11 protein-coding genes and 2 pseudogenes are annotated in these 13,414 nt (G+C 60.1%); 8 read left to right on the forward strand and 5 right to left on the reverse strand.

What is annotated here, in order from left to right; translation table 11 throughout:
• Positions 1–144: 144 nt before the first annotated feature.
• Positions 145–297, reverse strand: coding sequence for a hypothetical protein (locus OUO20_RS05530; RefSeq protein WP_268002998.1), 153 nt, complete (start codon positions 295–297; stop codon positions 145–147).
• Positions 298–542: 245 nt separating this feature from the next.
• Between OUO20_RS05530 and OUO20_RS05535 the strand changes: the two genes are divergently transcribed.
• The 8 genes and pseudogenes from OUO20_RS05535 to OUO20_RS21645 all read left to right on the forward strand — a co-directional run.
• On the forward strand, positions 543–1,340 hold the full coding sequence (locus OUO20_RS05535; protein WP_268002999.1) for a hypothetical protein: 798 nt from the start codon (positions 543–545) through the stop codon (positions 1,338–1,340).
• Positions 1,337–2,401: a caspase family protein gene (locus OUO20_RS05540; protein ID WP_268003000.1), complete on the forward strand. Its 1,065-nt coding sequence runs from the start codon at positions 1,337–1,339 to the stop codon at positions 2,399–2,401. Before OUO20_RS05535 ends, OUO20_RS05540 begins: the two co-directional genes overlap by 4 nt.
• A gap of 370 nt (positions 2,402–2,771) precedes the next feature.
• Positions 2,772–3,821, forward strand: coding sequence for a hypothetical protein (locus OUO20_RS05545; protein WP_268003001.1), 1,050 nt, complete (start codon positions 2,772–2,774; stop codon positions 3,819–3,821).
• Positions 3,822–4,092: 271 nt separating this feature from the next.
• On the forward strand, positions 4,093–4,788 hold the full coding sequence (locus OUO20_RS05550) for a hypothetical protein (RefSeq protein ID WP_268003002.1): 696 nt from the start codon (positions 4,093–4,095) through the stop codon (positions 4,786–4,788).
• 56 nt (positions 4,789–4,844) lie between these two features.
• Complete coding sequence (locus OUO20_RS05555; protein ID WP_268003003.1) at positions 4,845–5,135, forward strand: Mu transposase domain-containing protein; 291 nt, start codon at positions 4,845–4,847, stop codon at positions 5,133–5,135.
• Positions 5,132–5,888, forward strand: a pseudogene (gene istB / locus OUO20_RS21640) (IS21-like element helper ATPase IstB). Before OUO20_RS05555 ends, istB begins: the two are co-directional and overlap by 4 nt.
• 851 nt (positions 5,889–6,739) lie before the next feature.
• On the forward strand, positions 6,740–7,270 hold the full coding sequence (locus OUO20_RS05565; protein WP_268003004.1) for a YbhB/YbcL family Raf kinase inhibitor-like protein: 531 nt from the start codon (positions 6,740–6,742) through the stop codon (positions 7,268–7,270).
• 99 nt (positions 7,271–7,369) lie between these two features.
• Positions 7,370–7,477: pseudogene (locus OUO20_RS21645) on the forward strand (IS5/IS1182 family transposase); the annotation flags it as partial.
• Positions 7,478–8,672: 1,195 nt separating this feature from the next.
• On the opposite strand, the gene OUO20_RS05570 reads toward OUO20_RS21645, so the two are convergent.
• The 4 genes from OUO20_RS05570 to OUO20_RS05585 form a co-directional block, all read right to left on the reverse strand.
• A complete protein-coding gene (locus OUO20_RS05570; RefSeq protein ID WP_268003005.1) occupies positions 8,673–9,485 on the reverse strand; it encodes a DeoR/GlpR family DNA-binding transcription regulator in 813 nt (270 codons plus the stop codon).
• A gap of 446 nt (positions 9,486–9,931) precedes the next feature.
• Positions 9,932–10,723: an SDR family NAD(P)-dependent oxidoreductase gene (locus tag OUO20_RS05575; protein ID WP_268003006.1), complete on the reverse strand. Its 792-nt coding sequence runs from the start codon at positions 10,721–10,723 to the stop codon at positions 9,932–9,934.
• Positions 10,724–10,895: 172 nt separating this feature from the next.
• Positions 10,896–11,708 (reverse strand): sugar phosphate isomerase/epimerase family protein, encoded by an 813-nt coding sequence (locus tag OUO20_RS05580; protein ID WP_268003388.1) that lies wholly within the window; start codon positions 11,706–11,708, stop codon positions 10,896–10,898.
• 187 nt (positions 11,709–11,895) lie between these two features.
• On the reverse strand, positions 11,896–13,314 hold the full coding sequence (locus OUO20_RS05585; RefSeq protein WP_268003007.1) for an MFS transporter: 1,419 nt from the start codon (positions 13,312–13,314) through the stop codon (positions 11,896–11,898).
• Between the last annotated feature and the right edge of the window lie 100 nt (positions 13,315–13,414).

Raw genomic sequence — 13,414 nt, forward strand, 5'->3', positions numbered from 1 at the left:
CGGAGTAGAGACTGCCGATCGGCTTACCCCTATCTATAGGGGGCTGGCGCCTACCCAGTGTTCATGGTTTGGCAGAGCGGCCTCTTGGAGGTGATATCCCACAACCTGGATGAAATCTTCAAGGAGGAACTTTTCAACGGACTGCTAAGAAGGGTGCTGCAGTTTACCGTTGGGAAATTCTGGCAAGAGGAGGGGCAGCGTGCTGCCGGTGTAGTAATGACGCCAAAAATTTTGGATGTCGACGAAGAACTTGCCAAGAGGCTGATCGGGAGTGAGCCATACCGAGACGAGCTCCAAGACGGCCTCCTGTCCGAGGTCGCAAACGAAGAACGGCAACAGTTTGAACGAGTCATCCAGGTAGACGGCGACTTGCGCGCGGCGGTTTCACAGGTCGTGGCCGAGCGGCACCCAGAAATAGTGGAGGAAGGAGCGAGGGGGCCACCGTTGCGCGGAGGGCATCCAGGTCGAGTCTCATCGATCCTACTGCCCTTGCGGAGATCGATCCATCACCAAACGGGGAGGGAGATCGTGGGGTCATCAGCATGGTGGTTGTCGCCCGAAAGGCAGCGGCTGTCTTTGCTCGTGTCATCCGGCGTTTTCTCATTTCGGATGATCATGGCGTGTATCCGACTGTCGTCGAGGAGATTCTTCGCGAATTCTACGTAGCCAATGCCGGCGCGGCGGTCTGGACCGCGATGAAGAATGAGACTAGTGACACTTTCGTCGGCACCGGCCGTGGTGGGCGACTCCTTGTAGATGGCATTGCGGAAGCCCTAACAGGCAACGCACAAGTGGATATTACTTTGGTCGGCCACAGCACGGGAGCTGTATACATCGATAATCTTCTTTCGGAGCTGGTCAAGGGCCGCGCGGAAGGGTACCGGATCTGGCCGGATGATCAGAAAATACGAGTGATTCTTCTAGCTCCCGCCGCAACCTATGAGCGCTTCACGGCGGGCGTTGAGAACTATGAGAATCTCATTAGCGAGATGCGCGTTATCACTATGACGGACGAATCGGAGCAGGCTGACCAACTCCTAGGGCCAGCATATCCGCGCTCCTTGTTGTATTTCGTCTCGGGCGTTGTAGAGCGCGACAGGGACGGAAAGTCGGGAGTTATGCCGCTTATAGGGATGGCGCGTTACAGAGCTTCTAGCTACTCCAACCGGACTGATCTTGCTGCGGGACGGAAGTTCCTTACCGATGAGCGTGTAATTCTTTCTCCATCTCCGCTGGATGCGCCACTAGGTCGGCGCGCCGGTGCTCTATCTCATGGCGCTTTTGATGACGATCCGCTCGTTCTGGAGAGCATCGCTTACTTGTTAGAGAACGTGCCATGAACCTATACCACTATGCCGTTGTCGTGGGTATCAGCCGGTACCCGGGAGTGGGCAATCTCGAGGGACCACTGGTTGATGCCGCAGACTTTTGCGACTGGCTAACGACCGACGGCGGGGTCTCGTTGGAAAACATGCGCGTGGCCAAGAGTCCTGACATTGCTATCGCCATGGATAGCCCCTATGATGGTCGCCCCATCAAGAGAGAAATCGACCGGCTTCTTGAGATGACAAATGAGAAGGCAAGCGACGACATTGGCAGCGTCAAGGAGCGCCGGGCACAGTCGCGACTCTACCTCTATGTCGCCGGACACGGCATTATGCCTTCAGGTGGTGAATGTGCCCTACTGCTCGCGGACGCCCGGCGCGGGATGTACGAAAACTTCGAACTGGGCGTATACGCTGACTGGTACAAGAAATCCGGTATTTTCAGCGAGCTTGTCATTTTTGCCGATTGTTGTCGGAACTGGTTTCCGCAGGTCCCCCGGTCGGTAGTTCCCTTCGATGATCCAGCCGAGCTAGGGTCACGGGTCTACTCGCTGATGGGGTATGCAGCAGGACCAGGGGACCCGGCCTACGAGTCAGTGGAAGCAGGAGTCCCGGCAGATGAGCGACGTGGGTACTTTACCAAGGCGGTGCTCCAGGGCCTTCGTGGGGCGGCCTCCATTGACCCAGATTATCAGGCCATCTCTTCAACGACGTTGACCAGATATGTGAATCTGGCTGTTCAACAGTCGACTGCCGGCAAGCGCATTCAGCAGCGGGTGCAAATGCCTGAGGAACCCGCCCGTCCGATCCTCTTTCCGAGCCGTCAAAGCTCGGCAGTGGCACTGCAGCGCCCTCATAAATATGAGATAAGGTTGCGTTTCCCTGCGGGGTGGTCAGAGCCGGTGGAGCTCCTCACTAATGGTGGTGAACGCCTGAGGTACGAAGGGGCGCCAACTCCGTGGGTGCTTAGTCTCCCGCCCGGGCTTTATGGGGTGTATATTCCTGGCACCTGGGACACCTCAGGACTGGCACACCCAGAATTTACGGTTACGGGAGCGCGCGATGTCCAGCTCTGAGAAGGGATGGTTGACGCTGACCAGCGCAACCCCAGGAGTTCAGATCACGGTGCTGGATAGCGGCCTTCAGCCCGTCATAAGTAGGAACGATTGGTACCGGGAGCCCCTGGCCGCTGGTGTCTATATGGTCGAGGGGCGGATTGGGTCAGCATCCACAAGACGCCTCATCACCGTTCGACCTGATTCCGAGGAAAGGCAAGACCTCAGTGTGCAGTTCGCTACTGCAGCACCAGTCCACAAACCGGGGGCACCCTATGAAGACCGTGGAAGGCTGGCGTATGAGCTTAGCGGCCAACTGAGCCAAGTAGGGGGACCAGACGCCGGCGTCGTTCTCATACTTAGGAACTTGGGCGGACAACAGCCGGCTCCCTTGCAGACCGGCCTTCTTGAGCTACTTGATGGTGAGTTCAATAAAGTGCCGGAGCTGACTTCCGATTGGATCTACGACGAACGTGGCGACGCCGCGGGATGCCTAGGCAGGTTGAAGCCAGGGCCCTACATCCTGCGCACCAGTATGCGAGGTTCGCCAGAACCTGAATGGGTCGATCAGACGATATGGCTCTCGCCTGGGTGGCAAACCATTGTCTTCGTCCCTAATACCAGCTTCGGACCAGATTCGAGGGGGCTATCGGTTCATATGACGGATTTGGGCAGCATGTGGCATCCTGACGACATTGAGGCGGCCGCCACTGAAGCGGCCCTCGCGGGCCTCCGAGACGGAACCGATTCTATCGATCGGTTCACCACCGAGATGCTTCTATACGGCAAGTTCAGGAACCCGATACTGGGCGTCCTCGGTTTACACACGCTGATGATGGGGCCCTCACCCGACCCCGAGCTCGTACAGACTGTAGTGCGCAATCTCGAACACCTTATTGGCGATCATCCTGATGTTATGGCTCTCGCAGCGGCCCTTCCTGAACGAGACCTGAATGGCATCGAGGTGAGCTGGCCTCCAATGTTGGAGCGTTCTTACCGAGCATGCTTGCTGCCCGCCAATAGGGCGCACCCTGGCGTGCTGTTGGCAGACTCCCCCGCGCAACGGATCGCACCGTTGATACGCATTCCGGGCCCCTGGTTACGCTGGACCGCCGCTATGGATATTATGCGGGCAACTGACCGCTGGCTCCATGAAGAAGTGGACATCGCCGATGATTTTGAGTACTTGACATCACCTGAATACAACGCGGGAGTTCCTGACCGACCTTTTGCCCCCGGACCCGCGCGAGGCAGGCTTGCCTCTGGGGCGGAGGCCGCCGCCGAGACCGTAGGGAGAGCGGTACTGGAAATTGCATCGTTCAAACATTACGAGTCGCCGCGTGAAGCCGTCAGGATCATCGGGGTAACTGAGCTAGCCCGTAGGACGGGCTTTCCTGAACAGTTAGTCGCCACTTCAATTCGCAGACTGGGCTTGGACTAATCAACTGTTGTTGACGCCAACCGAAAATAGGGCCAATAACGCCAACTGAAAATGAGGCCACTGACCATTATGGAAGGTGATCACATTGGATGTTTGGGCGCGGATACGCCACCGATACGCGACGGAGAAGATCTCCAAGAGGGAGCTGGCTAAACAGCTCGGAGTCTCCCGGGGGACGGTAGACCGGGCGTTGGAGGCGGAGCGGCCACCGAAGTATGAGCGGAAGCCCGCCGGTTCGAGTTTTGATGCTTACGCTGCGCAGGTACGGTCCTTGTTGGTACAGACGCCGACGATGCCGGCCTCGGCACTGGCCGAACGCGTCGGCTGGACGGGCTCTGCATCCTTGTTCCGGGACAAGGTCCGTGGACTCCGGCCCGAGTACATGCCGGCGGATCCGGTGGACCGACTGGTCCATGAACCGGGCCAGGCGATGCAGTGCGATTTATGGTTTCCCCATGAGCCGCTGCCCTTGGGTCGCGGACAGGAGGGCAAGCCTTCGGTGTTGGTAATGACGAGCGCGTTCTCCGGATACATCCAGGCCAGGATGCTGCCGACCCGCACGACCTTTGATCTGCTGGGCGGGATGTGGTCGCTGCTGCAGGGGGCCGGTGCAGTGCCCAAGCAGCTGGTCTGGGACAACGAATCAGGGATCGGCCAGGGCCGACTGACCGAGCCGGCGGCGGCGTTCGCCGGCGTGCTGGGCTGCGAGATCCGGCAGTTGCCGCCACGGGATCCAGAATCCAAGGGCATGGTGGAGCGGATGAACCGTTACTTCCGCCAGGGCTTCATGCCAGGCCGGACGTTCGCGGTCACCGCTGGATTTCAACGATCAGCTCGCGGACTGGCTGCCACGGGCGAACGCCCGCTACTCCCGGACCCGGCACGGCCGCCCGGCCGAGCTTTTCGTCCGGGGCCGGGACGCAATGCGGCCGTTGACGCCGGTGGCGCCCGAGTTCGCCTTCCGTAGCAGCGTCCGGCTGCCACGGGACTACTACGTGCGGGGTCTTCTCCAACGACTATTCCGTGGACCCCGGCGCCATCGGGCGGATCGTGAACGTCGAAGCCGACCTGGAAAGAGTGACCGTGAGCGCAGACGGCCGGCTGCTTGCCAGCCACGAGCGGCGGTGGGCCAGGCACCAGATATTCACCGACCCCGGGCACGTGGACAAGGCCGCCTCCCTCCGACGGGTCCACCGCAGCGTCAAGGCCGGACGGTCCACGGTGGTGGAGGAACGGGACCTGTCGATCTATGACGAACTGTTCGGCGTCGCCATGCCCGACGATGCCCGCGAGCTCTCCGGGGCAGGCCGGTGAGCGCTGCGGTGAAGGACATCGAGTACTACGCCCGCGCACTGCGCGCTCCGCGGGTCGCCGATGGTTACCGGTCCCTCGGTGACCGGGCTCGGGAGGCAGGCTGGTCAGACGAGGAATACCTAGCTGCTGTCCTCTCCCGCGAGGTCGCCGAACGTGAGGCTTCCGGGGCCGCCTTGCGGATCAGGGCCGCGAGGTTCCCCGGACACAAGCTGCTGGAGGAGTTCAACTTCGACCATCAGCCTGCCGCGGACCGGAACCTCGTTGCATCTGGGCACCGGGGTCTTCCTGGAGGAAGCCAAGAACGTGGTCTTGCTCGGTCCCCCTGGCACCGGCAAGACCCATCTGGCCGTCGGGATCGGGATCCGGGCCGCGCGCGCCGGGCATCGCGTCCTGTTCGACACCGCGACCGGGTGGGTATCGAGACTGGCCGAAGCGCACGACCGCGGCCGCCTGCCTCAGGAACTGGCCAAGCTGCGTAGATACAAACTGCTTATCGTTGACGAAGTCGGCTACATTCCCTTCGACCAGGACTCGGCCAACCTGTTCTTCCAGCTGGTCTCATCCCGCTACGAACACGCCTCCCTGGTGCTTACCAGCAACCTCGCCTTCAGCAGATGGGGCGAAGTCTTCAGCGACGCGACAGTGGCCTCGGCGATGATCGACCGGATCGTTCACCACGCAGAAGTCCTGAACCTCACCGGCAGCAGCTACCGGCTCCGGAACAAGACAAAAACCCAGCTTCAGGCACAATAGAACAGCAACCCGTGGCCCTGTTTTCAATCGGCAAAACTGGCCCTATTTTCGGTTGGCGTTAACAACTGTCTCCGATGAATGGAAGTGTTGCTCTTGATGCTCTCACCCAAGACAGATCCCGGGTGGTAGTCCGTCGAGGGACCCTTGTCGGGTTACCAGCGCACAGAAGAACTTGATAACGATGCGCGCCGTGGCGCCGGCCGTCCTTTCTGACTTTTACCCGCTTTGGGCCGACGGTGACCAAGGAAGATGCACGTGGTCGTAGCTACAGGCCGGAAGGCCTTTTCTGGGCTTCTCCTCTGCCAAGTCAGAATGCCGATAATGCAGATTCCGTCACCCTGATCAGGCTCGGACAAGCTGGCGGTGGCGACTCCAATCCGTCAACAGTTGCAAAAGGGCCCTCTTTTTCGCGGCCCCAACTATCCCACCGTGTAATCGCATGAGAGCCGCGTTCTGTGTAATAGACGGACTTGAATGGGACGAACAGGATCTTGAACGGATGCATGCACACAGGCAGCGTGCAATACGGCGCGGACTTGTCTGCATTGTGTGTGGCACTCCCGCCACACTTCAACGACCCCGATCCCGTCGCCAAGCGTATTTCACAGCAGATCATCATCCGACCTGTCCGGTTCTCCCGGACGGGAACAGCGTTTTCCGTTTTCTGCAGTGACTCTGACGGCATGGGGGAGTACGGGCAGATGCTTAGTCCCGTGGCTCATTGTTTACCCGTATCGTGTTAGCACCAAACTCAGATTCAGGATTGGGCCAGCGCCGGTATGAGAGCCGTCAGTGGCCTCGTTTCGATCGAACTGATGGGTGCGGAGCTTGACAGCAACTGAAAGGCAGCCATGAAAACGTATGATCCATTTGCACCAACATCCGGGATCAAGTCCTTCGAAGTCATCAGCGAATCCTTCGAGGATGGCCAGGTTCTTCCGGAAGCCCAACGCAGCGCCGTGCTGGGAGCCGGTGGGCGGGACGAATCGCCCCAGCTCACTTGGTCGGGCGCGCCCGAGGGAACCAGGAGCTACGCAGTCACCGTTTTCGACCCCGATGCCCCAGGCGGGGGCTACTGGCATTGGGGTGTGGTGAACATCGCGGCAAACGTCACCTCCCTCCCGGCCGGTGCAGGTTCCCGGGACAACTCCCGGTTACCGTCTGGTGCAGTGCAATTGAAGAACGATGCCGGATTTGCCGGTTTCGTGGGAGCTGCCCCTCCTCCCGGGCACGGTCAGCACCGGTATTTGCTGGTGGTCCATGCCGTGGATGTTGAGCGGCTGGACCTTCGCACTGATGACACAGCGGCCGCCCTGCAATCCGCGCTCTCCACCCACACTTTGGGCCGGGCGAGGCTGACGGGAACCTTCGAACGCCGCTAGGGCATGTCTCCCAAGTCCTGAGGCGGTTGCCCGGAATGTGTGATGGGTGTCTCGTGTTTCTATGTTTTGACTGATGGGAAAGGGGCTCCTATTTAGCCGTTGCTGCCGGCTTCTATCGGTCGCCGGGGTCGCCCCGTCCGGAACGACCGGCGGGTGGTCTTTGGCCTTATATACCGATACCGCTGCGGGATCGGTTGGCGGGATGTGTCGGCCGAGCTGGCCCGAACGCTGCCGCCCAGATTTCCAGGCATCTGCTGCCCCGGTAGTCCTACCGCGCCCCCGAAAGGGGTGTGGACAATGTCCACACTTTCAGCTTCAGAATGGGTCGTACATCCATCGAACTGCTCCGGATTCCGCATGTTTTCGCGGGTTCTCAGTGTTTGCGGGGCCGGGAATGTAGTTCGAGTCCCACCTCGGGCACGGCATAGTCCCTCGTCAGAGGCGATTTTGCTTTTATGTGTTGACAAAGCTTGCGCTGAGGCGTCTCTGACGGATGGTTCGCGGGCTTTGGCCTGGCTGCCGCGGAGCCTATGCACGTGTGTGGGGTGGCGGTTCAGGTCCCTGGCTGGTGGGCCTTCCGCCTGCTGTGACTGGGTTCTTGAGGTTCCTCGTTCCGGTTCTATTGGGTAAACCCGGGTGGCCTACACCTACTCATGTAGCCGGGGGAGTGGGAACGACATGACTGCTACGACCTCGACCTAGGGTTTTTGTAGAAGCAGGTTCAGGACGGCCCGAGGCGGCAATGCGCCGACATTTGTCCTGTCAAAGAGGGTGTGGACACTGTCCACACTTACGTGTGCTTTTGTGGGCGGGTGCCGGATGCCGCTTCATTGGGGCTCCTGGCGCTGGACGCCATCCGAGAGGTGCTGCCCAGGACCTCCGCCCCCGGGGAGCCACAGCCACTACTCACATCGGCACCGATTGTCCTGGATGCGACGTCGACCATTGGTGGCGACCTTACCGCCAGCTAGAAGGTTGGAACGTGCATATTTGCGTCGTGGCCGAGGGCGGCTACTTGCGGCTTCGTGTTGGTTCTTCGCCTTTAGAGGCCGCCGTGGGGGGATCTATAAGAGTTAGCCGTCGCTTTCAGAACGGGGTCATCTCGGGGCAACTGGTTTGACTTGCAAATTGCGAGACCGGGAGCAATCAGGGAATCACCCTGCCGGCAAGGTTGCAACGGCGGTGCTGCGGAAGGGCTTCCCTAGACTGCGGACGGCACTCGTCACGTAACCGCCGTGCCTGCTTGCCAGACGCGTAAGAGTTCCAGTTTGGAACATAAGTCGTCTCGAAGTCCGTACCCAAGAAGTCCGAATTGGACTCAAGTCTGACTGTGGCACCCCAACCTGACTGACGCCGGGTCGGGTGTGATTTATCTGGATAACCTCGATTCGAAGGGTCGCGCCTACAGAAAGCTGCGCTTGCTCAGGCAAGCCGCATGGACTGCAACACCGAGATCGCGGATATTCTCCTGTATTTCCTGGGAGAGCTGTTCGTCAGTGACGACTGCATCCAGTTTCCCAATCGCGGCGACGCGGAATTTTGAGACCGTTCCAAACTCGGTGCTGTCGCCCAGAAGAAATGAGGAGGTGGAGGCTTGGAGGGCGGCGAGTTTGACTTCCACTTTGTCCATTGATGGGGTTGTGACCCCTCGCTGCATGTTCCAGGTTCCGGTGCTGAGGAAGGACAAGTCGATGTTGACGCCTTTGATTGTGTCGGCTGCGATGCGTCCCTCGCTGGAACCGCTGGATGGATCTACGGCGCCCCCGGTGTGAATGACCTGGATGTGCGGGTGGGCGTAGAAGCTGGTCACGACGTGAAAGTTGTTGGTGACGACCGTGAGATTCTTGCGCGCGCCGAGGTAACTTACCACCGACTGGCCGGTGGTGCCGGCGTCCAGGAAGATCACCATGTCGTCCTCAACGAACCGGGCGGCGAGTTGTGCAATGGCCTGCTTGCGGGGCAATTCGAGTTGGGCAGTGAACTCCCGCTCCCCGGGAAAGGCATTGCCTGTCCGTTCCGCGAGACGGGCTCCGCCCTGTACGGAGACGACTTGTCCTGAATTTTCCAAGGCAGTGATATCGCGTCGGACGGTCATATGGGAAACGCTCATGTAATCGGTGAGGCTACGGATGCTGAGTACGCCTTCTCGCCGCAGTAGCCGCAGAAGTTCCTGACGGCGCTGCTCCGGGATAAGTGGTCTGGCCGCTTGATTCAAGTTGGGGTCCTTTTGTGGGGCGCTCTCCTGTTGAGGGCTGCTGCGGACTTTCCGACGCGTCGGCTGTGGCGGTAACTCCGATCAGCGACCACTGGGGATCCGAGAGCAACTGAGGGCGCGACACGCCCAGAAGACTCTTACCTGAAGCACTTGCGTCTTATCGGACGGGCTCTAGGGTCGTCGCCGGGCTGGATCACCGCACTTAGTGAGACCGGTGTGGCAGTAGGGACTCGTCGGGCAAGGCCTGCTACCGTCAGCTTCCCGGGCGGTACGGCGGCGGGCGCCGTCACCGCCGGGCCGGCCGAGCGGGATCGTCCCGAGTGCTACCGTTCTCTGCCCGCTACTGCCGGTCACGGCATCGCCTGGGTATGGCGTCGCCGGTGGTGGGGCTGCCGCATTGGGGCGACGGCTACGTCACTTTCGGGGGTGCCGGCACAGCCCGGGCTTCAGGATTTGGAGCTGGGTCGACCAGGAATGTGGCTGAGAATAGACTTGGAGAAGCCGCCGTCAACACAGATGTCTTGTCCGGTGACATAACCAGAAAGCGGGCTGACAAGAAATTCGATCACGTTGGCAATGTCCATGGGTTCGCCAATTCTTGCCAGCGGGACAATACCTTCCCTTGCCTTTTTGATTTGAGGGTCTTCATACATTTTTTCAGTCATGCGTGTGTGGGTCATGCCGGGGGAGACCACATTTACGCGGATTCCGTCAGGCGCCCATTCCAATGCGAGTGTTTGGGCCAGCATGGTCAACGCGGCCTTGCTGGGGCTGTAAGCGCCGGATCCGGCGTGCGGCTGCTGGCCGGACATTGAAGAGGTGAAACAAGCGGCACCGCGGCTCTGCTTCAAGTGCGGGTAGCTTGCTTTAGCTAGAAGCCAGGCGCCTCGGAGGTTGACGGAGAACATGTTGTCCCAGTCTTCGAGGGACACGTCACAGATGGCGCCAGGGTTGGCGATTCCGGCGTTGGCTATCAACGTGTCGAGGCCACCGAATTTGGTTGCCGCAGCTTCCACCAGTTGGCTTGGAACATTGGGATCACCGAGGTCGCCTGCCAATGCGATGGCTGTGCCGCCCATTGTCTGGATTGACCGAACGACTTGTTCCTGGCTGCTGTTGGCTTCCTGTCCAGCCACTGCAATCATTGGGTGCTCGCCTCTTGCTAGAGCCGCCTCCGCGATTCTCACGCATGCAGCTGCGCCTATGCCGCTCGTTCCGCCACTGACGAGTGCTCTCATTGCACACATTCCTTTCAACTGGGTCTTACAGGGATCATTGTTGGCTGCGGGTTTTGATCGGCAGCCATGGACTACAAACTTGCGTCGCTTTGCAGTTCACTCCGACCTGGAACCCGCCTGCATATCTAAATAAAACCTACTCGGGGCGCAACGCTATTCGCGATGCGGGAAGTCAGCTTTCCAGTTCCCAGCCTTGATTTTTGAGGTCCTGCATTGCTTTCTTGAATTCCTGTACAGGGTTTTCTTCCCGGATGATCTCAAGGACTACGTTATCGACTCCACATGTTTCCTTGACGGCCTTACCCAGTCCGCGCCAGTCGATCATTCCAGTGCCGATTGGATCATGGCCCCAGGTTTCGGTGCCCGTATCGGATATATGCACCAGTCCTATTGCGTGGTGGTGGGAGCGCAGACTTTCTACAGGGTCTTCTCGGATGTAGGCAGCGTTGGCGACGTCGTACACGATCTTCACCGCTTCGTCGTTGATGGTGCTGACGACGCCTGCCAGGTCCTCGATGGTAGGGGTGTAGCAGTAGGGGGTGTTTTCGAAAAGTAGTCGGGTGCCGGCCTGCTTGGCCAGCGGGATGAGATTCTCCAGACTCTCGTACATCCACCCGTAGGTCTTTTCGAGTGACGGTGAGATCATGGGGCGCCGTGTACCGGGGGATATCACGACGTCGGGGACATCCCAGGCTGCGGCCAGGTCGATCACCGCTTTGATGTGCTCGATGCTTTTGCGTCGCATATTGGCGCCCGGGCTGGCCAGATTGATGTCATACCCGCCGGCGTTCAGCGACCTGATTTTGGCGCCGTATTCTTTGAGCCTGGCATGAGTCGCCGAACGCTCCTGGTAGGACATGTCATCCGGCCAGCAATGCGGTGAGCTGATCGGGACTTCGAAGGTTTCATACCCGTGGTCCACCAATTCAGCTATCGCATCGATCGCCGTAGCAGACCATAGGTAGGAGAAAGTATTGATAATCATTTGGCTCACTTGAAGGCATCCTTTCTGCTCTTCGACTCTGGAGAAGAAGTGTTCCGCTTACAACGCGCCGTGGGTGTCTATCCTGCGGAAGGGATCGAAACGCGCCGGGCGGCTCGACCGGGCCAGCGGGGTAGACCCGCCCCTTCTGCCCGGTCGAGCCGCCACAACGTCCCAGGGACAAGGGTGGCTACCGGGAACGCTTTGTCTCCTGGGTGGTCGGCGAAGTGCCCAGCAGCAGGTGCTCGCCTTCGAGTACCTCAGCGTCAGCAAGGGCCACGGTGGCGCGTCCGGCCCGGCTACCGGTCTCCGGGAGGGTGAAGTACACGATAAGGCAGAGAGCAACAATAACGATCATGTAGACCGCGACCAACATGGGTTGGCCGGCGCCGACGAATGCAGCGGCGATCAACGGCGCCGTGCCGCCGAAGACTGCGATCACGATTTGATGCGCGAACCCGATGCCCGATACCCGCACCGCAGCAGGGAACAGTTCGGCTTGGATGGTCGGGTAGACGGCCTGCCAGATAGCGAGAACCACCCAACCGGAGGCCGATACCAGGACGTAGACGCCGAAGCCTGGCTGGTTCAGCAGAAGGAGCAGAGGGTAGAAGAGGACGATCATGCCGATGGCTCCGACGATGGGGAAGATTTTGCGTCGGCCGAGTCGATCAGAGAGTGCACCGCAGACCGGCACGATGACGACGAGCAGGGCCAGTCCGATAACGTTCCCCGTCAGGGTGGAGGCCAGGTCCCGGCCGCTGGTCAGCTTGGCGTAAGTGGGAAGGAAGGTGGCCCAGGTGTAGTAGGCCACGGCCGGGGCAGAGAGTGCTGCTGCCTGGAGCAGTGCCTTGGGGTGTTCGCGGAGCAGGTCCATCATGCGGGCCGCTGCGGACTTTTGATCGACGAGGGCAGTTGCTTCAAACTCGGGGGTCTCTTCTGCCCGGGCCCTCAAGATGAGGCCGACGACGCCGAGAAGGCCGCCCGCGATGAACGGGATGCGCCAACCCCACGCGGCCAGGTCAGCTGGGGCAAAGGCTGACGTCACCATTGCCGCGGCGCCGGTCGCTGCGAGAGTCGCCAGGCCGCTGGCAGTGTTGGAGAAGGAACCGAACAGGCCCCTCCGGTTTGCGGGAGCGTGTTCGACCATGAAGGCGATGGCGCTCTGCGCCTCGCTGCCGGCGGAGATTCCCTGGAGAACGCGTGCCACCAGGAAAAGGATCGGTGCTGCATAGCCGATGGTCGCAAATGACGGTGTGAGGCCGATGATCAGCGCACCCATCGCCATGCCGGAGATGGACAGTGTGAGGATACGCCGTCGGCCGAAACGGTCAGCCAGCGGAGAGATGATGACTCCGCTGAGCGGGCGCACAACAAACCCGACCGCGTAGGTGAGGAGTGCTGCGATGAGGGATGCGAACGGGGAATCGCTTGGAAATATCTGGGTTGAGAACACTGCTGCGAGCAGCCCATAGATGTACCAGTCGTACCACTCCACGAAGTGGCCGATCGTGCCCGCCACCATATTGACGTTGCGGCGAGGGCGCCCCGGCGCTTCGGAAAGCCCCGTAGGGTGCGGACTGCCGATGGCTTCTTTTGAGGTCTTCATTGAACTCTCCATATTTTCAAGTTTGCTGCGGAGGGGTAATGGAATTTGCGCGGGCCATTTTGGATGGGTCCCGGTTTCGCCCGGCCGTAGCCCGGCCGTC

The sequence above is a fragment of the Arthrobacter sp. FX8 genome, assembly GCF_026723805.1.
Lineage (GTDB): Bacteria > Actinomycetota > Actinomycetes > Actinomycetales > Micrococcaceae > Arthrobacter.

Excerpts from the sequence above, each read along its gene's own strand:
- OUO20_RS05535 (WP_268002999.1), top strand. The coding sequence starts at position 543 with ATGGTGGTTGTCGCCCGAAAGGCAGCGGCTGTCTTTGCTCGTGTCATC.
- OUO20_RS05540 (WP_268003000.1), top strand. The coding sequence starts at position 1,337 with ATGAACCTATACCACTATGCCGTTGTCGTGGGTATCAGCCGGTACCCG.
- OUO20_RS05565 (WP_268003004.1), top strand. The coding sequence starts at position 6,740 with ATGAAAACGTATGATCCATTTGCACCAACATCCGGGATCAAGTCCTTC.
- OUO20_RS05575 (WP_268003006.1), bottom strand. The coding sequence starts at position 10,723 with ATGAGAGCACTCGTCAGTGGCGGAACGAGCGGCATAGGCGCAGCTGCA.
- OUO20_RS05580 (WP_268003388.1), bottom strand. The coding sequence starts at position 11,708 with ATGATTATCAATACTTTCTCCTACCTATGGTCTGCTACGGCGATCGAT.
- OUO20_RS05585 (WP_268003007.1), bottom strand. The coding sequence starts at position 13,314 with ATGAAGACCTCAAAAGAAGCCATCGGCAGTCCGCACCCTACGGGGCTT.